This window comes from Phycicoccus sp. Soil748, assembly GCF_001428025.1.
Taxonomy (GTDB): Bacteria; Actinomycetota; Actinomycetes; order Actinomycetales; family Dermatophilaceae; genus Pedococcus.
The window spans coordinates 768807-785833 of the sequence record NZ_LMSC01000007.1; the positions used below are offsets into that span (position 1 = coordinate 768807).

General features: G+C 72.3%; 16 protein-coding genes. 5 read left to right on the forward strand and 11 right to left on the reverse strand.

The features are described 5' to 3' along the window. Positions 1-33: 33 nt before the first annotated feature. Genes ASG70_RS11320 through ASG70_RS11335 form a run of 4 tightly spaced genes read right to left on the reverse strand, consistent with a single transcriptional unit; the run spans position 34 to position 2859 of the window. Complete coding sequence (locus ASG70_RS11320) at positions 34-885, reverse strand: ABC transporter permease (protein WP_056883870.1); 852 nt, start codon at positions 883-885, stop codon at positions 34-36. Beyond that, on the reverse strand, positions 882-1799 hold the full coding sequence (locus ASG70_RS11325; RefSeq protein WP_056883871.1) for an ABC transporter ATP-binding protein: 918 nt from the start codon (positions 1797-1799) through the stop codon (positions 882-884). Before ASG70_RS11325 ends, ASG70_RS11320 begins: the two co-directional genes overlap by 4 nt. 39 nt (positions 1800-1838) lie before the next feature. Beyond that, a complete protein-coding gene (locus tag ASG70_RS11330) occupies positions 1839-2585 on the reverse strand; it encodes a DUF4386 domain-containing protein (protein WP_056883872.1) in 747 nt (248 codons plus the stop codon). 1 nt (position 2586) lies between these two features. After that, positions 2587-2859, reverse strand: a complete 273-nt coding sequence (locus ASG70_RS11335; protein ID WP_056883873.1) for a hypothetical protein — start codon at positions 2857-2859, stop codon at positions 2587-2589. Positions 2860-3070: 211 nt separating this feature from the next. Here ASG70_RS11335 and ASG70_RS11340 point away from each other — a divergent pair, with 211 nt between their 5' ends. After that, a complete protein-coding gene (locus tag ASG70_RS11340) occupies positions 3071-4333 on the forward strand; it encodes an MFS transporter (RefSeq protein WP_056883874.1) in 1263 nt (420 codons plus the stop codon). Between the two features lie 72 nt (positions 4334-4405). On the opposite strand, the gene ASG70_RS11345 is transcribed toward ASG70_RS11340, so the two are convergent. The 3 genes from ASG70_RS11345 to ASG70_RS11355 form a co-directional block, all read right to left on the reverse strand. Continuing rightward, positions 4406-7138: a LuxR C-terminal-related transcriptional regulator gene (locus tag ASG70_RS11345; protein ID WP_056883875.1), complete on the reverse strand. Its 2733-nt coding sequence runs from the start codon at positions 7136-7138 to the stop codon at positions 4406-4408. A gap of 79 nt (positions 7139-7217) precedes the next feature. Next, complete coding sequence (locus ASG70_RS11350) at positions 7218-7493, reverse strand: hypothetical protein (RefSeq protein WP_056883876.1); 276 nt, start codon at positions 7491-7493, stop codon at positions 7218-7220. A 96-nt stretch (positions 7494-7589) separates the two neighbouring features. After that, entirely contained in the window at positions 7590-8525 is a 936-nt protein-coding gene (locus ASG70_RS11355; RefSeq protein WP_056884172.1) for an NAD(P)/FAD-dependent oxidoreductase, read from the reverse strand. Positions 8526-8658: 133 nt separating this feature from the next. On the opposite strand from ASG70_RS11355, the gene ASG70_RS11360 reads away from it, so the two are divergent. Together ASG70_RS11360 and ASG70_RS11365 are read left to right on the forward strand one after the other, a co-directional pair. Further along, complete coding sequence (locus ASG70_RS11360; RefSeq protein ID WP_056883877.1) at positions 8659-9255, forward strand: helix-turn-helix domain-containing protein; 597 nt, start codon at positions 8659-8661, stop codon at positions 9253-9255. 301 nt (positions 9256-9556) lie between these two features. Then, entirely contained in the window at positions 9557-10459 is a 903-nt protein-coding gene (locus ASG70_RS11365) for an NAD(P)-dependent alcohol dehydrogenase (RefSeq protein ID WP_200949249.1), read from the forward strand. Between the two features lie 50 nt (positions 10460-10509). Here the strand turns inward: ASG70_RS11365 and ASG70_RS11370 are convergent, their stop codons facing one another. From ASG70_RS11370 to ASG70_RS11380, 3 genes are all read right to left on the reverse strand, one after another. Continuing rightward, on the reverse strand, positions 10510-11550 hold the full coding sequence (locus tag ASG70_RS11370) for an NAD(P)-dependent alcohol dehydrogenase (protein WP_056883879.1): 1041 nt from the start codon (positions 11548-11550) through the stop codon (positions 10510-10512). A gap of 60 nt (positions 11551-11610) precedes the next feature. Beyond that, entirely contained in the window at positions 11611-13047 is a 1437-nt protein-coding gene (locus tag ASG70_RS11375; protein WP_056883880.1) for an MFS transporter, read from the reverse strand. 162 nt (positions 13048-13209) lie between these two features. Next, positions 13210-14598, reverse strand: coding sequence for an alpha/beta fold hydrolase (locus tag ASG70_RS11380; RefSeq protein WP_056883881.1), 1389 nt, complete (start codon positions 14596-14598; stop codon positions 13210-13212). A 225-nt stretch (positions 14599-14823) separates the two neighbouring features. Between ASG70_RS11380 and ASG70_RS11385 the strand changes: the two genes are divergently transcribed. Beyond that, positions 14824-15588, forward strand: coding sequence for an HD domain-containing protein (locus ASG70_RS11385; protein WP_056883882.1), 765 nt, complete (start codon positions 14824-14826; stop codon positions 15586-15588). A 5-nt stretch (positions 15589-15593) separates the two neighbouring features. Then, the gene (locus ASG70_RS11390) at positions 15594-16460 is read left to right on the forward strand and encodes a CPBP family intramembrane glutamic endopeptidase (RefSeq protein ID WP_056883883.1); all 867 of its coding nucleotides are present in this window, start codon (positions 15594-15596) and stop codon (positions 16458-16460) included. 30 nt (positions 16461-16490) lie between these two features. On the opposite strand, the gene ASG70_RS11395 is transcribed toward ASG70_RS11390, so the two are convergent. Then, positions 16491-16943, reverse strand: a complete 453-nt coding sequence (locus ASG70_RS11395) for an AAA family ATPase (RefSeq protein WP_056883884.1) — start codon at positions 16941-16943, stop codon at positions 16491-16493. Positions 16944-17027 lie beyond the last annotated feature (84 nt).

Genomic DNA, 17027 nt, shown 5'->3' on the forward strand with positions numbered 1-17027 from the left:
GGTCGCGGCGAACCGTGGCGGTGGCCCGCGTCGCTACTTCACCTCCGAGCGCAGCACCGTGACCACGCCGACCACCAGCGGGGCCACCAGCCACGCGGCTGAGGTCACGGCGAGCTGGGTCCACTGCTGTGCGCCGAACCCGCCGTGGAACAAGGCGCCCTGGCTGTAGGTGGGGTCGACCCACGGTTGCGCCTTCCGGAACCAGTCCTGGCCCATGGCCAGGAGCGTGAGCAGGGTCGGCGCGACGAAGGCGTAGACGAAGTAGGCGACGATGGCGCCGGCGGACGCGCGGACGAGGACACCGAGCATGAAGCCGACGGCCACCAGGAGCGTGTTCGCGAGGGCGTAGTAGGCGAGGTCGGCCGCGGTCTGGTCCCAGACGGGGTCCACGCCGTGGATGGTGGTGCCGGCGAGGTTTCCGATGGCGCCGAGCGGGAACGCGAGCACCATGGCGACGACGCCGACCAGGAGCATGGCGATGCCCTTGGCGACGATGACGCGGCCGCGGTGCGGGACGAGGGTGAACGTGGTCAGCCCGCTGCGCTGGGTCCACTCCGCGGTGACGGACAGGAGCGCGATGAGCGGCAGCAGGATGCTCATGGGCTTGCCGATGGCCAGGGTGAAGGTGCCGTAGCTGAGCTGGTCGGCCGGGGCGAAGGCGATGACGAGGACGGTTGCCGCGACAGCAGCCAGTCCGGTGCCGACGAGCAGCCAGAACCCGGAGCGGGTGTCGAAGGACTTGCGCAGCTCGACGGCGACGAGTCGGCGCACCGGGATGCGTGTCGGTGCGCTGGCTGCGGTCGGTGTGGGGGTCGGCGTGCTGGTCGACGTGGTGGTCGACGCGGTGGTCGACGCGGCCGGTTCGGACTGGACGGTGGTGGTCATGCCACGTCTCCTTCGCGTTGGGTCTGGGCGGTGATCTCGAGGAACATCTCCTCCAGGCCGGCGCCCTCGGCGGGGCGCAGGTCCAGGAGGGCGAGGCCGGCACGCGCGGCATGCTGGCCGACGTGTTCGGGGTCGGCATCGACGCGCAGCGTGGTGATCCCGGCGGCGCTGCGGACCCCGTGGTCGGTGTAGCTGGTGCCGACGGCAGCCAGGGCCTCGGCCAGCGCCTTCCCGTTGCGGGTCTGCACGAGGGTGCCGGTGGTGGCGAGCAGGTCGGCCTTGGTGCCCTGGGCGGCGATGCGGCCGTGGCCGATGACGACGAGGTCGTCGGCGATGACCTCGATCTCGTGCAGCAGGTGGGAGGACAGCAGGACGGTGCCGCCGCGGTCGGCATGGCCGCGAAGGAGGTCGCGCATCCAGCGGATGCCGGCCGGGTCGAGCCCGTTGGCGGGTTCGTCGAGGATGAGGACCTGTGGGTCGCCGATGAGTGCGGTGGCGATGCCGAGGCGTTGGCGCATGCCCAGGGAGTAGTCCCGCACCCGCCTCCGGGCCTCGGTGTCGGTGAGGCTGACCCGGGCGAGCATCTCCTGGACCCGGCTCCCCGGCAGTCCCATGGTCTGGGCGGCGAGGGTGAGGACCTCGCGCCCGGTGCGTCCGGCGTGCTGGGCGGACGCGTCGAGCAGGACGCCGACCTCCCTGCCCGGGTTGGGCAGGTCGGTGAACCGGCGCCCGAGGACGGTGGCGGTGCCGGCTGTCGGCTTGGTCAGGCCGACCATCATCCGCATGGTCGTGGACTTGCCTGCGCCGTTGGGACCGAGGAACCCGGTGACCCGTCCTGGGCGGGCGGTGAAGGTGATGTCGTCGACGGCGACGGCGGAGCCGTAGCGTTTGGTGAGTCGTTCCACGGTGAGCATGAGCGGGTCCTCTCGGAGGCAAGGGCGGCAGGGTGCTGCCTACGACTGGGGTGGGGTGGTGGTCAGGGCGTTGTACTTGAAGCCCTTGACGACGAGGTAGATGCCGAAGCCGAGCTCCCAGAAGAACTCCGGGGCAGCGGACAGGCTCTGGACCGCGCCGCCGGGCTCGATGAGGTGCAGTACGGCGGCGGAGCCAGAGGCGACGATGAGAGGCCCGCCGATGAGGCCGAGGACGGCGAGCCGGCGCGGCACCAGGCCGGTCCGGAACATCATCCAGCCGAGGATGCAGCCGTTGCCGACACCGACGACGAACTGCGGGCCGAGGTTGAAGGTCCAGTGCTGCATGGCGAGGAACGCGTCCCCGACGGTGGCCAGGCCGGCGGTGGCCTGCTCGTTCGCGGCCGCGTAGTCCTGACGCAGGGTGACGACCGTGAGGACGGCGAGGATGCCTACACCGATGAAGACGCTCTCCATGATGCGGGCGGCGATGAAGCTGAGGCCGAGGTTGGGGTAACGGTGCTTGACGACCGTGTAGAGCGCGGTCGCGCTGCCGATGTTGGCGATGATGAGGATCGCCTCAGCGAACGCGCCCCAGAGGACGCGGGAGTCCGCTCCGGGCCCGGTGACGTAGTTCCCGTCGAACAGCGGCGGGTAGAACCAGACCTTGGCCGAGATCGAGGTCACGTAGGTGAGGACGAACATCCAGCCGACGATGGTGGCGGAGCGGCGCCCCGGGTCCGCAACGGGCTGGTGGTCGACGGTGAAGGCCTGCTGGGTGGTGGCCATGTCAGTCTCCTTGTTCGGTTGCTGGGGTGGTTGAGGTGGCGGGGTCGTGCTGGTGTACGGAAAGCAGGGTGATGCCGATGTCGCCGAGCTGACGGAGCAGCCCGTGCAGGGCCGCCTGGTCGGCGACGGGGCCGTGCAGGACGGTGGTGCCGTCCTCGAGGGCGGTCAGGGTCATGCCGTCGAAGCGGGTGGCCCAGTGGGTGCCGAGCTGTCCCTGGAGGCGTATCTCGTACCAGGCTCGGTCGCGCCCGGTGGGGGCTGGCTGGTGCGTCATGGCTCTCCCTGGGGACTGGCGCCTGGTGGGCGCTGGCGGCGGTGGTTCGGTTCGGTACGCCGCAAGCTAGGAGCGCATGTGGTGAGCAGCCATCACCGCTTCTGGTGAACATGGAGGGGACCCTGATGGGTCTGGTGCCGGGCGCGGCCGCTGCCTACCGTGGAACGGCGGTCCCGCCCCGGCTGGCCGCCTTCGCCCGGGGAGGCCGCACATGCAGGACCCGTCCACCGCAACGGCTCCCGGGTCCGTTCCGAGGGACCACGTCGGCTGGGGCTTCGTGGTCCTGTACACGCTGTCCTACCTGGGCACGTGCCTGCTGTTCATCGCACCGCTCGCGGTGACCCTGGCCCTGAAGGTGAACGACCTGGTGGGCAAGGATGCCGCTCCAGCCAGCCTTGCGCTGGTCGCCGGCGCCGGGTCCGCGGTGTCGCTGGTCGGCAACCCGTTGTTCGGCCGCCTGAGCGACCGGACGGCGTCGCGGTGGGGCATGCGCCGCCCGTGGATGGTCGGCGGCCTGGTGGTGGGCACGGCCGGCATCGTGGTCGTCGCGACCGCGACGAGCGTCGCCACGGTGGTGCTCGGGTGGTGCGTCGCCCAGCTGTTCTTCAACGCCGTCCTCGCGGTCCATGTGGCCGTCCTGCCCGACCAGGTCCCCACGTCGCAGCGCGGCATGGTCTCGGGTGTCCTCGGCGTGTGCCTGCCCGTCGCCTCCATCGGTGCGACCTTCGTCGTGAAGCTCTTCTCCGGACACGAGCTGGCCATGTTCCTGCTGCCGTGCGCAGTCGGCGGCGTGCTCATCCTGGTGTTCGCCGCGAACCTGGACGACCGACGGCTCGCGGCCGAGGTCAGGCCGGCATGGACGCTGCGGGACGTCGTGGACACGTTCATCGTCAACCCGCGCCGCCACCCGGACTTCGCCTGGGCGTTCCTCAGCCGGTTCCTGCTCGTCATGGCGTACGCGTTCCTCACGACGTACCAGGTGTACTTCCTGCTGGACCGCCTGCACCGCGCCGAGGCGGACATCCCCGGCCTGGTGTTCCTCGGGACGCTTGCGCAGTCGTCCGCGGTCGTCCTGGCGTCGCTGGTCGGCGGGCGCATCTCCGACTGGGTCGGGCGGCGGAAGGTGTTCGTGTGCGCTGCCGCGCTCGTGTACGCCGTCGCGATGGTCCTGCTCAGCCTCGCCACCACGTTCGCCATGTACATGGTGGCGGTCGCCGTCAGCGGGGTGGGGTTCGGGCTGTACTTCGCCGTCGACCTCGCGCTGGTCACCGAGGTCCTGCCCGACCCGGACAACGCCGCCAAGGACCTCGGCGTCTTCAACTACGCCGGCGCGCTCCCGTTCACGATCGCGCCCGCGTTGGCGCCGGGCATCCTCTCCCTGGGGGCGGGCAGCTACAGCGTCCTGTTCGCAGCAGCAGCGGCGTGTGCTGCTGCGGGAGCGTTCGCCGTGCTCCCGGTGAAGGCGCTGCGCTGAGGGTCCGCGGCCTCCGGCGACCATGCACCGGTCGTCACGGTCAGTCGCGGTCAGTTCGCGGTCAGCTCGGCGTCAGATCTCGTTGCGGTTGAGCAGGTCCAGCTCCCGGGCGCGGCTGACGGCGGCGCGCCGGCCGCTCACGCCGAGCTTGGTGTACACGTTCCGCGTGTGGGTCCGGACCGTGTTGAGGGACACGACGAGGTGGCGTGCCAGCTCGGGCCCGCTGAGGTCGCTGGCCAGCAGGCGCAGGACCTCCAGCTCGCGTTCGCTGAGTGGGTCGACGAGGGGCTGGCGTGGTCGGCGGCCCTCGGCCCGTGCGGGTGGGGCTCCTGCGGGCACGCAGGCCGCGAGCAGCGTGCTCACCCATGGCGTCCGCTGCTCCTGCTCGCTGAGCAGGCCGACGAGATGGGGCACGTCGACGGCGTGGTCGGTGAACGGGCGGACGAGACCTTCCGGACTGCCCACCCTGACGGCGGACCGCAGGTGGTGCGCGGCTTCGTCGTGGTCACCGGCGGCGCGGGCGGCGCAGGCCTGGAGCACCGCGATCTCGAGGAGGCTCCCGTGACGACCGGCCGCCTCAGCCGCGGTGCGCAGCCGCGACAGGAGTGAACGCACCTCCTCGAGACCCGCTCGCCCCCTCGCGCGGTTCTCGGCCAGCAGGAGCGTGGCCAAGGTGATGTGCTCGTACTCGCGCAGGTAGGTCGGCTCGTCGTCCGGCTGCACCTGGTGGATGGCCGACCACATGCGGGCGTCGGCGAGGCGCCCTTGTGCGATGAGCAGTCGTGCACGGGTGGCGTGCACGGGACGGAAGTCCGGTTTGAAGTCGGGCACGTAGAGCCGTTCGGCCTCGTCCAGCAGGGAAAGTGCCTCGTCCACGTCACCTCGAGCCGCGCGTGTGCGGGCCATGGTGACCCGGACCTGCGAGGCGTGTTGCGGCAGGCCGGCGCCTTCGCCCAGCTGCTGGGCTCGGCGCAGGTGGGTCTCGGCCTCGTCGAGCTGACCGCGCTCGAGGGCGACGCCCGCCAGGCCGGTGTGCATGTCTGCTGTGCCTCGGGGCACCCCTGAGGTCTTCGTGGTCAGGGCCAGGGCCTCCTGGAGGGTGCGTTCGGCGTCGCTGAGGCGGCCCTGGGTGATGCGGACGTCGGCGAGCGTCGTGGTGCAGCCCAGCACGTCCGAGAGGTGACCTGCCTCGAGCAGCTCGTCGACGCACCTGGAGTAGCAGAGGTGGGTGGCTTCGATGTCGCCGGTGCGCCAGTGGGCGAGCCCGGACAGGCCCCAGGCTCCCGCGCGGGTGGGGTGGTCGTCGGGGTCTGCGAGGCTCGTGGCGAGGGCAACGTGTCGATGGGTGCCCTCGAGGTCCTCGGTGACCAGGGCATGGGCCGCCCGGTAGAGGTGGATCTTTCCGGGCAGCCGGCCCAGCTCCGTGGGGTCCTCCACCACCACGTCGGGCTCGGAGGCCGAGGTGTGGACCAGCCCGGCGATGACGTCCTCGAGGTCGTCGAGACGTCGCGGGACCGAGCTGGTCTCGGTGTTGGACATGAGCCCGGCGATGAAGCCCATGGCGAGAGCAGGCCGTGAGGTGACGACGTGCTCGGGCAGGGCGTCGACCCAGCCGACGATGGTGCCTTCTTCGCGATGTCGCAGGAGGTCGGGGATGGCCGCCTCCATGAGCGCGGCTGCGCGTGCGTGGTCTCCGGCTGCCAGGGCGTGCCTGACCGCCGGGACGGGCTGTCCCTCGAGGTGGTACCAGGAACTGGCTCGCGCGTGCAGCTCTGCCAGCGGAGCACCCGACTGGTCCGAGGCGGCGTGGGCGCGCAGGACGTCCGCGAACAGGTGGTGGTAGCGGTACCACCGGCGTCGTGCGTCGAGCGGGATGACGAACAGGTTCTGCCGTTCGAGCTGTTGGAGGGTGTCGTCACCGCCGGTGTGGCCGGTCACGGCGTCGCAGAGCGGACCGGTGAGGCGCTCGAGGACGGACGTGCGGAGCAGGAACTCGCGAACGTGCGGCGGTTGGCGGCCGAGGACCTCCTCGACGAGGTAGTCGACGATGAACCGGTCGTCGCCGGCGAAGTCGGCGAGGAAGGTGCTGGTGTCTGCTCGGCCCTGCAGGGACAGGACGGCCAGCTGGAGGGCGGCCGCCCAACCCTCGGTCCGGTTCTCGACGATGGCGGCCCCGGAGGGGTCGAGGTCCACCCCGGCGCCGTGCAGGTAGCTCGAGGTCTCCGCGTCGGTGAACCGCAGGTCGGCGGCGCGGACCTCGACGAGCTCCCCCTGGGAGCGCAGACGGCTCAGCGGCAGGCTCGGGTCGGTGCGGGTGCTGAGGATGAGGTGTGCTCGGGGCGGCAGGTGGCTGACGAGGAACGCGACCCCGTCGGCGATGGCGGGGCTGTCGACCAGGTGGTAGTCGTCCAGGACGAGGACGACGTCGTGGTCCAGCTCCGCGAGCCGGTTCAGAAGCTCGGTGAGCGCAGCCTGTGCGGTCGTTCCCGGGCCGTCGAGCAACGGCAGGACGCCGGCGCCGAGGTCGGGGTCGGCGGTGGACAGTGCCGTGACGGCGTAGGTCCAGAACGTCGACGGGTGGGCGTCGCCCGGGTCGAGGGAGACCCAGGCGACGACGCCGGGACCGGTCCGTTGGTGGATCCAGCTGGCGATGGCCGTCGTCTTGCCGAACCCTGCCTGGGCGGAGACGAGGGTCAGCCTGGTCGCGGCCCCTTGGTCGAGCAGGTCGCTGACCCGGGTGCGGACGAGGGTGCCGGCCTTGGGGCGCGGGATGAACAGCTTGGTGGTGAGCAGGGGACGTGACATGCCTGCTCCGTTCGCGACACCCAGCCGGCTGCCTGCAGCGTAGAACACCCAGGACCGGCGCCCAAGGGCCTCGGACGCGCTAGCGGTGGTCGCCTCGCAGGACCAGTCGGGCGCGGGCCTTGTGCAGCTGCGGCATGAGCCCGTAGATGACGACGGGCACGGCGATCGTGGCCAGGACGAAGGTGCGCAACACGGGGTTCATCGGGCGCAGCCAGCCGCCGAGGGTGAGGTTGATGACGGTCAGCGTGGGGAACACGCAGAGCCAGATCATGAGGGCCAATTGGTGCTTCGTGGGGGGTGCCGTGCGCGGCGGTGCGGCGGTCGTGGTGGGCGCGGGCGTGCTGGGGTTGGGCATGGTGGATCTCCTGGGGTGGTGGGTGGGGTCGTGGGTGAGGTGGGTGCGACGCGTGCCGTGGTGGCGCGGGTCCGGGTCAGGGAACGAAGCCCCGGGTCAGGGAACGAAGCCCCGGTTGAAGAGGTCGACGGCGGTGCGGATGTCTGCGTCGACGAGGTCGTTGTTGATGGCGATGGCGGCGGCGGACCCTTCGCCGGCGGCGGTGATGACCTGGGCGCGCGGGTTGGCGACGTTGCCGGCGACCCACAGGCCGGGGACGGTGGTGGCGCCGTTGGCGCCGGTCGTCACCCAGCCGTGGTCGTCGAGCTCGCAGCCCACGCCGGCCAGGAGGTCGCAGTGCGGGACGAACCGCGGCGGGACGAACAGCGCGCGACGCGGGATGACACGCCCGCCGGCCAGGGCGACGCCGTGCAGTGCGTCGTCCTCGATGACGAGGCGGTCGATGTCGCCCTCCACCACACCGATCGCGCGCGCGACGAGCTGTGCCCGGTCCTGCGCGGTGAGGACGCCGTCGGGGGCGAAGAGGACGAGGTCGTGGGTCCACTGCCGCACGATGTGGGCGTACCGGACGGTGTCGGGCCCGTGCCACAGGACACCCAGTGGCTGGTCACGGACCTCCCACCCGTGGCAGTAGGGGCAGTGCAGGACGTCCTTGGCCCAGCGGTCGGTGAGTCCGGGGACGTCGGGCAGCTCGTCGTGCAGCCCGGTGGTGACGAGGACGCGTCGTGCCCTGAGGCGCTGACCGTCGTCCAGCAGCGCCTGGAAGCCCGACCCGTTGCAGCGGACCAGCTCGCGCACGGTGCCGTCCACGATGGTGGCGCCGTACCCGGTCACCTCGCGTCGGCCGGTCGCGAGGAGGTCGGCCGGCGGCATGCCGTCGCGGGACAGGAACCCCTGCATGTGCGCGGCGGGGGCGTTGCGCGGGTTGCCGGCGTCGACGACGACGACGTCGCGGCGGGCGCGGCCGAGGACGAGGGCGGCGGAGAGACCGGCGGCCCCGCCACCGACAACCAGGACGTCATAGCTGTTCATGCGGATCACTGTGGAGCTGCCGCATCGAGCCGCGCCAGCTTCGTTGCCGTTTCCGGGAACGGTGTCCGCTTTCTCCCCTGCGGGGTTGGCAACGGCCGTTGCCAGCACCGCAACGGATGGCCACGATGTGCAGATGGAGGACTCGTCGGCAGCCATCGCGAAGGCCCTCGAACAGGTCGGCCCCCGGCTCAAGCAGCTGCGGGCCCAGCGTGGTGTGACGTTGACGGCACTGGCCGAGTCGACCGGCATCTCCAAGAGCACCCTGTCGCGGTTGGAGACCGGTCAGCGCAGGGCCAGCCTGGAGCTCCTGCTTCCGTTGGCGCAGGCGTATCGCGTGCCCCTTGACGACCTGGTGGGCGCGCCCGAGGTCGGTGACCCGCGGGTGCGCCTCAAGGCGAGCAGGCGAAGCGGGCGCACGGTGATACCGCTGACCCGCCAACCGGGTGGCGTGCAGGCGTGGAAGATCATCGTGCCGACCGGCAACAGCACCCCACAGCCGCGAACCCACGAAGGGTTCGAGTGGCTCTACGTCCTGTCCGGTCGCATGCGCCTCGTCCTCGGTGACGGGGACCTCGTCCTCGAGCCGGGGGAGGTGGCCGAGTTCGACACCCACGTCCCGCACTGGTTCGGCAGCGACGGCACACGGCCGGCTGAGGTGCTGAGCCTCTTCGGTCCGCAAGGGGAGCGCATCCACGCACGCGCTCGCACGTCGGCGGGCCAGCCGTACTGACCGGGCAGTCGGCACGAAGCTCCCTTGGTGCACCGCCCCGCACCGGGCGGAGGCTCGCATCCACGATTCACCACATGTGGTGACGACAGGCACGGCTCTCGCTTCCTACCTTCGTCCTTGTCCCCATCGACAACAGGACTCGTGTGGAGGAGGGAACGTGAAGGGCACCAGAGCATCCCGCAGCACGAAGGGTGAGCGCCCGCTCCACCATGGCGCCCTGGATCAGGAGGCGGACGGGCGCACTACTCCCGCAACACGTTCCGGGCACCGGTCGGGCCACGCTCCGGCCACCATGCGGGCCGTGGTCCAGAACGGGTACGGGCCCCCGGAGGTCCTCGTCCTCTCCGCCTCCGAACTCGCCCGCCTGCTCGACAGGAACGTGTTCGGGCGCAAGGGCCCGAGAGTCCGCACACGGGGCACCGACTTCGTGGGGACGGTCGAGGCGGTCGGTGGCAACGTGGGCGTCTGGCGTCCCGGCGACGAGGTCTTCGGGGAGGCGGACGCCACATGGGCCGAGTACGTCGTCGTCGCTGCGGACCGGATCGCCGAGGTTCCAACCCGGTTGGCGTCCCAGGAGGCAGCGGCGCTCCCGTTGGCCGGCACGACGGCCCTCGCGTGCCTCGAACCCGTCGGTGCCGACCCGGGTGCGAAGGTCCTCATCAACGGGGCCTCCGGTGGGGTGGGGACGCTGGCCATCCAGATCGCCCGGTCACGGGGCTGTCACGTCACGGCAGTGTGCAGCCGCCGGAACCATGACCAGGCACGCCGCCTCGGCGCCGACCAGGTCGTGGACTACCGCGTCGACGACTTCTGCGCGACCGAAGACCGTTACGACGTGGTGCTCGACCTGGTCGGCAACCGTTCGTTGAGGGCGCTGCGAAGGCTGGTGCGCCCGTCGGGAACCCTGGTCCTGTCAGGGGGTGGCACGCCCGGCAGCGGCCGCGTTGTCGGCGCGCTCGGCCTGCTCGTCAGGGCTCAGCTGGTGGCGCGCACTCCTGGTCCACGCATCCTCGTCCCGGTGGCGAAGCCGAACACCCAGCGCCTGCAAGAGCTGCGGTCCCTGGTGGAGGCCGGACGGCTGTCACCCGTCGTCGACCGCGTGTACGACCTGGACCGGTCCCACGACGCCGTGGGGTACGTGGAGCGCGAGCATCCGCGCGGAAAGGTCCTCATCGCCGTGCCCGGGAAAGGGGCGCCCGCGTAGCCGCGCCGACGGCCCGACCGGCGAGCCGCTCAGGGCAGGCGGCGAGCCGCTCACCGCCGGCCGGCCGGGACGTCGTCAGCCGCGGTGGCCACAGGGACGATGACCACCTTGCCGCGGACCTTCCCCTCCTCGAGCAGCCTCATGGCGTCCTTGGCCTGGTCGAGCCGGTAGCTGTCGGCGAGGGCGGGGACGACCCGTCCCGCCTCGAGGAGAGCGGTGAGCTCTTCGAGGTCGCTGGCGCGCTCCTTGGCCATGAGGAGGGCAAGGCGCTCGCGGACGACCAGGGACAGCACCACGCCGCGCAGCTGGCGCCCCATGCCGAGGATGTTGCCGGTGTCCTCGCTGCCGACGAAGACCACGGTGCCGCGAGGTCTCAGTGCCCGGCGCAGCCTCTTCAGCGAAGCGCCGCCGCCGATGTCGAGGACGAGGTCGTAGCGACGGGTGCCGTCGGCGAAGTCGTCGTGGGCGTAGTCGAGGACCTCGTCGGCCCCGAGGCTCCTGACGAAGTCGGCCTTGGCCGCGCTGGCCACCCCCGTGACGTGGGCGCCGAGGACCTTGGCGAGCTGGACCGCGTAGCTGCCGACGCCTCCCGAGGCGCCGATGACGAGCACCTTCTGCCCGGTCCGGACCTTGCCCACGTCGCGGAGCGCCTGCAGCGCGGTGCCGGCGGAGATGGGCACGACAGCGGCCTGGGCGAAGCTGAGGTTGGCCGGCTTGTGGGCGAGCTTGTCCTCGGGGCCGACCGCGTACTCGGCGAACGAACCGGGGGCCACGCCGTACACCTCGTCCCCGGGGGCGAAGCGGGTGACGGCCGAGCCGACCGTCACGACGGTGCCGGCCACGTCCCGCCCGGAGATCCTCTTCTTGGGGCGTCGGATCCCGGTCCCCAGCCGCATGGCGTACGGCTTGCCGGTCATGAGGTGCTCGGTGCCGCGGTCGAGACCGGCGGCGTGCACCTTGACGAGGACCTCCCGGTCGCCGGGTTCGGGGACGGGGACGTCGCCGACGTGGAGGACCTCGGAGGTGCCGTACCTGTCCTGGATGACTGCCTTCATGGTGGCTCCCTGTCCGAGGGTGGTCGTGGTGTTCATGGTGGTCCTGTCTCTCGCTGGTGGGTAGGGGCGGTGAGGGTGGTGGGTGCTGCGCCGGCTTCAGTGCCGGGTGCGGGCGATCGAGGTTCCGAGGGCTGCGGTGGCCAGGGCGACTGCGGCTGCTGCGGTGAACGCGGCGGAGAACCCGGAGGCGCCGAGGGTGTCGCCGAGGTGGCCGCCGGCGGAGATGCCGATGGCGGTGAACGCGGCGGTGCCGAGGGCCGCGCCGACCTGGGTGGCTGACCCGGCCAGGCCGGAGGCGAGGCCGGTGTGCGTGTCGGGGACCGCGCCGGCGATGACCATGGTCGTGGGCGTGAAGCTGAGGGCGACTCCGACGGCCACGAGGAGCAGACCGGGCAGGACGGCGGTGGCGTAACCGCTCGCGGTGGGGGCGTTGGCGAGCCAGAGGTGCCCGGCCGCGAGGACCACGAGCCCGGTGACCAGGCTCCGCTGCGGTCCGATGACCCGCACGATGCGCGGCAGGAGGGTGAGGGAGAACGCGAACCCCGTCAGGGAGGTCGGGACCATGGCCAGCCCGGCCTCCCGGGGCGCCATGGCGAGGGCCTGCTGGAGGTACAGGGCCACGAGGACGAACGTGGAGGCGCGGGCGGCGCCGCCGAGCACGGCGAGGCCGACGCCGGTGCCGAGGGTGCGGGAGCGGAACAGCTCGAGGGGGAGCAGGGGCGCGGCGGCGCGACGTTCGACGGTGACGAACACGGCCAGCAGCGCAGCCGACGCGACCAGGGCGGCGACGACGGTGGGGGAGGTCCAACCCCGGTCGGCGATGCCGAGGGCGCCGTGGACCAGGGCGACGACCGCGCCGGTGATGGCGGCGGCTCCGGGCCAGTCGAACCGGCGGCGGGTGCCGCCCATGCCTTCGGGCAGGACACGACCGGCCAGGACGACGGCGGCCGCAGAGACGGGGACGGTGACGAGGAAGACCGAGGACCACCCGAAGGTCCCGACGAGCAGGCCGCCGGTCATGACACCGGCTGCCCCACCGAGCGCGGAGGCGGCACCCCAGATGCTCATGGCACGTGCCCGCGCCGGGCCGGGGAACGTCAGCAGGAGCAGCGACATGGCGGCGGGACTGAGGGCGGCGGCGCCGATGCCCTGGACGACCCGGCCGCCGACGAGCTGGGCGGCGGTGTCTGCGGATGCGGCAAGGAGGGTGCCGACGGCGAAGAGGACGGAGCCGCCGACGAACATGCGGCGCCGGCCGAGCAGGTCGGCGGCCCGTCCGGACAGCAGCAGCAGGCCACCGAACGCCAGGACGTACGCGTTGACGACCCAGGTGATGGCGGTGGGGCGCAGGCCGAGGTCGGCCTGGATGGACGGCAGGGCCACGTTGACGATGGACGTGTCGAGCATGACGACGAACTGAGCCGACACCAGGAGGGCCAGGGCGGCCCCGCGGCGAGCGGCGGTGTCCACCGTGCCGGTGCCGGTGCCGGTGCTGGTGCCGGTGTCGGTGGTCGAGGTGAGGGTGGTGGTCACGGTCGGCTCCTTCGATGGTCCTGGTGGTCTGCGTGTTCCACGGTCGTGGAGCGGGCGGCTGCTCGCCCCGGCGCAATGGCCGGGATCGACCTGGCGGCGGCCGCGGTGGCCCGACCGTCGTGGCGACGGGTGGTGCCGCGCGTGGCGTGCGGTGCCTGGTGGTCAGCGGGTGGGCACTGCCGTGTGGGTGCGGGCGGCGGTGACGACGTCCTCGATGGCGGTCACGGACTGCGCCGCACCGACGGGGTCGTGCAGGAACCCGACGTGGTCCATGTCGGCGACGGTGTGCCGGGTGTTGGTGGACAGGGCGGCCATCTGGTCCTGGGCGGTGGCCCACCCTGGCTTGGAGTCGACGTTGGCCTTGGCGGTGAGGACGACCAGGGGCCGGTTCCCGAGGGTGGTCAGGGCCTGCGCCTGGGCGAACGTGGTGGGCAGGCCTGCCTGCTCGGCCCGCATGCCGGCAAGACCGCGAGGGCTGTCGGCGAATGCTGCCGTCTGTCGTCCTGCGTTCCCCGGCAGGCCAGGGGTGCCGATGGCCTTCAGGACCTGGCCGACGCCGAACCGGTACACGGTGGGCCCTGCAGCGAGGGCGCGTCGCATGACCTGGTACTCGCCGTCGAACGTGGTGACGACCTCGACCTGGCGCGGGCTGGCGCTGTCGAGGAGGACGACACCGGCGACCTGCGAGGGGTACAGGTGCGTGTAGGTCAGGGCGTGCACGCCGCCGGAGGAGTGGCCGGCGAGGACGAACGGGCCCGTCTCGCCCGCGGCGGCGAGGAGCTTGTGGAGGTCGGTGGCCGCGGTGGTGGCGTCGGCAGGGTTGGGGGAGTCGTCGCTCCAGCCCTGCCCGGCGCGGTCGTAGGCGCACACCCGGGCGGTGGTGGCCACCTGCGGCCGGATCCGCGCCCACTGCGGGGACGTCTCACCGAGGCCGTTGAGCAGGACTACCGTGGGGGCGCCGGTGCCGGTGCAGTGCAGGTGGAGCCGGTACCCGCCGACGTCGACGAGCCGGCCGGGCGCCGGACCTGCGGCGGTCCTCGGGTCGCCGCTCGCGGCCTGGAGGAGCCCACCGACGCCGGCGGCGACCATGACGGCGGCGACCGGGTGGACGAGGAGCCGGGCGCGGCGGCGCGGCAGGTCGCGACGGGTGCGCCATCCGCTCCAGACGCCGAGGGCGACGAGGGCGGGTGCCCAGACCCATGGCAGTCGGCTCATGGCCGGCTCACCCGGGTCGGCCAGGGTCAGGAGGATGCCGCTGGCGGCGAGAGCCGCTGCCGGGACGTACGCCCACTTCTGGGGGCGGTTCGTGTACCGGGTGGTGAGCCGGGCGAGCACGGCCCACCCGGCCGCGAACGCCAGGAGGGCGGCGCCGACGACGCGGGCCTCCGACGCGGACGGCAGCACGGCGAACGTGGTGACTGCGGCGGCAAGGGTGCCGGCGGCCATCGACGAGACCGTGATGCGCCCGAACGGGCCCCTCGCGGTGTCGGCCGCCGTGGTCGTGCGTGAGCCGGCGGTGGCTGGGCCGGCGGTGGCTGGTGTGGTGCTCATGGCGCTCTTCCTTCCTGGCCGTCCGGGGCGGTCGGCCCACACGCACCACGGTCGCGGTAGGCACTGGTCGCTCGCCCCGGTCACTTGGCCGGGATCGCCCGCCTCGTTCGTGGTGTGGCCGGACCCGGCCACATGACCGGGGCGAACCGCCCCCACCCAGCGGCACAGTCGAGGTCCTGACCCGCGCCGCACGGGCGCGGGCACCGGACCCACCCGGAGGACCGCATGAGCTCCGCAACGACCGTCGGAACCATCGACTGGAGCCGCCGCACCGGCGGTCGGCTCGAAGCCCGTGAGCAGCGACAGATGGTCGCTGACCTGGCCCGCGTGCAAGCGTCCAACGCCGTCGGCCGGCTGCGGCTGGCCGTGCACCTGCACCCGGGCCGGAACGCGTACATCCCACCCGGCCGCCTACAGGCGCCGGACTCACCCCTGACCCGCGCCGCCGCCCAGGCAGCCGCCCGCATCCTTCCCCCGGTCCTGCTCGGCCACAGCCAGCGTGCCTACGTGTTCGGGCGCGCGCTGGGTGAGCTGGACGGTGTCGACGTCGACACCGAGCTGCTGTACGCGGCCGCCCTGCTGCACGACACCGGGCTGGTCCTGAGTGCTGGTCGCGACGACTTCACCCTGACGTCCTGCCGGGTGGCGTGGGACGTCGCCGAGCAGGTCGGGCTCTCCACGAGCGCCACCGAGATACTGCAGACGGCCATCACCATGCACCACAGCCCGCGGGTCACCCTCGATGCCGGACCGGTCGCGTACCTGCTGGCTGCCGGCGCCGGTGTCGACGTCGTCGGCCTGCGCTCGTGGGAGCTGCCGGACAGCGTCCTCGAGCGCGCGGTCGCCGAACACCCCAGGCAGGGGTTCAAGGGGTACTTCACCCGTGCCTGGGCTGACGAGGCTGCGCGAGTGCCCGGAGGCCGGGCTCGCCTGCTGCGCCGCTACGGGGCGTTCAGTGCCGCCATCCGTCTGGCCCCGTTCGAGGAGTGACCCACATGACCACCATCGACACCACCGCCCACACCGCGCGTCCGCCCTCGGTCACTGAGCCACGCGGCTCCTCGCGCCCCCGGCGCGTCGCGGAAGCCATCGGTTTCGTGGCCGTGTGGATGTCGGCCGGCTTCCTGCTGCACCTGCCCAGCAACGGCTACCTGCTGCTCGGCATCCCGTTGACCGCTGCCTTCCAGCTGCTCGTGCGGCGTCGACCCGTGCGCGAGCTGTTCGCCGCCGGCACCGCCCGGTTCGCGCTGACCCGCCAGGGCATCGTCATCGCGACCGTCCTGGCCCTCACTCCCGCCGTCTGCGCGACCACGGCGATGTCGAGCGGCGACTGGGTGACCGCCGGGTGGTACCTCGCTGCCGTGGGCGGTGCTGTCGCTGCCGGCTTCGCCATGCGCGCGCAGACGCTCGCCACCACGCTGCGTGACGCGGCGCGCCCCATCGCCCTGGGCGCCGGCGCCATGGCGACCGTGTACGGCGTCGTGCACCTGGCGACGGGGACACCACTGCCCGCGGCCGCGGCCCTGGCGGCCGTCGTCAAGTACACCGCCCTGTACCTCCCGGCGACCTTCCTGATGGAGGAGGTCGCGTTCCGCGGGGCCATCGACGCGCACGTCCACCACGACGGTGAAGGACGGGGCTGGCAGTCGGCGGTCCTCGTGTCCGCCCTGTGGGGCCTGTGGCACCTGCCGGTGTCCTCGGGCTTCGCCGTGCCGGTCCTGGTGGCCGAGCTGGTCGTCGTCCACATCGGGTTGGGTGTCTGGCTGTCGTTCGCCTGGCGTCGCACCGGCAACCTCGCCGCGCCAGCCCTGGCGCACGCGGTGATCGACGCGGTCCGCAACGGCACCGTGCTCGGGCTCTGAAGCAGCTCGACACCGCGGGTGCGGCGGCGGTCAGCGGGGCCCTGGCTGGAGCAGCGTCTCCACGGCGTCGGCGAGCTCCGCGACAGAGAGCCGGCCGTCGAGCTCGCTCGTCGCGCCCCGGCGGATGAGCGGTTCGACCTCCTGCACGTACTGCGCGATGTCCGCCTGTTGCGAAGGCGCCCGCCCGTAGGGGTTGTTCTGCCGCGAGGTCACGCGCGCCAGCAGCACCTCGAGTGGCGCGTGGAGGTAGACGACGTGCTCGAAGCGGTCGTAGAACCGGCCCTGGTTCTGCGCGGTCCCCGAGACCACCAGCGTCGGGTGGGCCGCGAGGAGCGTGCTCATCCGCGGCTCGTCCCACACGGCTCCGGGCAGCTCCCAGCCGTCGTAGTCGGTGTCGACGGTGAGGTGCCCGCGCGCGCTGAGGGCCTCGAGCAGCGTGCTCTTCCCCGCGCCGGACATACCGGTGACCAGCACCCGTGCCATGCCCAGACCCTATGGTGCGGCGTCCAGCTCAGGGGCGCCCGGGCTGGGGGAAAGCCGGCCCAGGCGGCGGACGGTGGCACTACC

What these genes read in the sequence shown, in the direction of transcription:
- ASG70_RS11390 (WP_056883883.1), top strand. Translation starts at nt 15,594, where the DNA reads ATGACCACCATCGACACCACCGCCCACACCGCGCGTCCGCCCTCGGTC.
- ASG70_RS11385 (WP_056883882.1), top strand. Translation starts at nt 14,824, where the DNA reads ATGAGCTCCGCAACGACCGTCGGAACCATCGACTGGAGCCGCCGCACC.
- ASG70_RS11355 (WP_056884172.1), bottom strand. Translation starts at nt 8,525, where the DNA reads ATGAACAGCTATGACGTCCTGGTTGTCGGTGGCGGGGCCGCCGGTCTC.
- ASG70_RS11325 (WP_056883871.1), bottom strand. Translation starts at nt 1,799, where the DNA reads ATGCTCACCGTGGAACGACTCACCAAACGCTACGGCTCCGCCGTCGCC.
- ASG70_RS11320 (WP_056883870.1), bottom strand. Translation starts at nt 885, where the DNA reads ATGACCACCACCGTCCAGTCCGAACCGGCCGCGTCGACCACCGCGTCG.
- ASG70_RS11330 (WP_056883872.1), bottom strand. Translation starts at nt 2,585, where the DNA reads ATGGCCACCACCCAGCAGGCCTTCACCGTCGACCACCAGCCCGTTGCG.
- ASG70_RS11340 (WP_056883874.1), top strand. Translation starts at nt 3,071, where the DNA reads ATGCAGGACCCGTCCACCGCAACGGCTCCCGGGTCCGTTCCGAGGGAC.
- ASG70_RS11395 (WP_056883884.1), bottom strand. Translation starts at nt 16,943, where the DNA reads ATGGCACGGGTGCTGGTCACCGGTATGTCCGGCGCGGGGAAGAGCACG.
- ASG70_RS11350 (WP_056883876.1), bottom strand. Translation starts at nt 7,493, where the DNA reads ATGCCCAACCCCAGCACGCCCGCGCCCACCACGACCGCCGCACCGCCG.
- ASG70_RS11380 (WP_056883881.1), bottom strand. Translation starts at nt 14,598, where the DNA reads ATGAGCACCACACCAGCCACCGCCGGCCCAGCCACCGCCGGCTCACGC.
- ASG70_RS11360 (WP_056883877.1), top strand. Translation starts at nt 8,659, where the DNA reads ATGGAGGACTCGTCGGCAGCCATCGCGAAGGCCCTCGAACAGGTCGGC.
- ASG70_RS11335 (WP_056883873.1), bottom strand. Translation starts at nt 2,859, where the DNA reads ATGACGCACCAGCCAGCCCCCACCGGGCGCGACCGAGCCTGGTACGAG.
- ASG70_RS11370 (WP_056883879.1), bottom strand. Translation starts at nt 11,550, where the DNA reads ATGAACACCACGACCACCCTCGGACAGGGAGCCACCATGAAGGCAGTC.
- ASG70_RS11345 (WP_056883875.1), bottom strand. Translation starts at nt 7,138, where the DNA reads ATGTCACGTCCCCTGCTCACCACCAAGCTGTTCATCCCGCGCCCCAAG.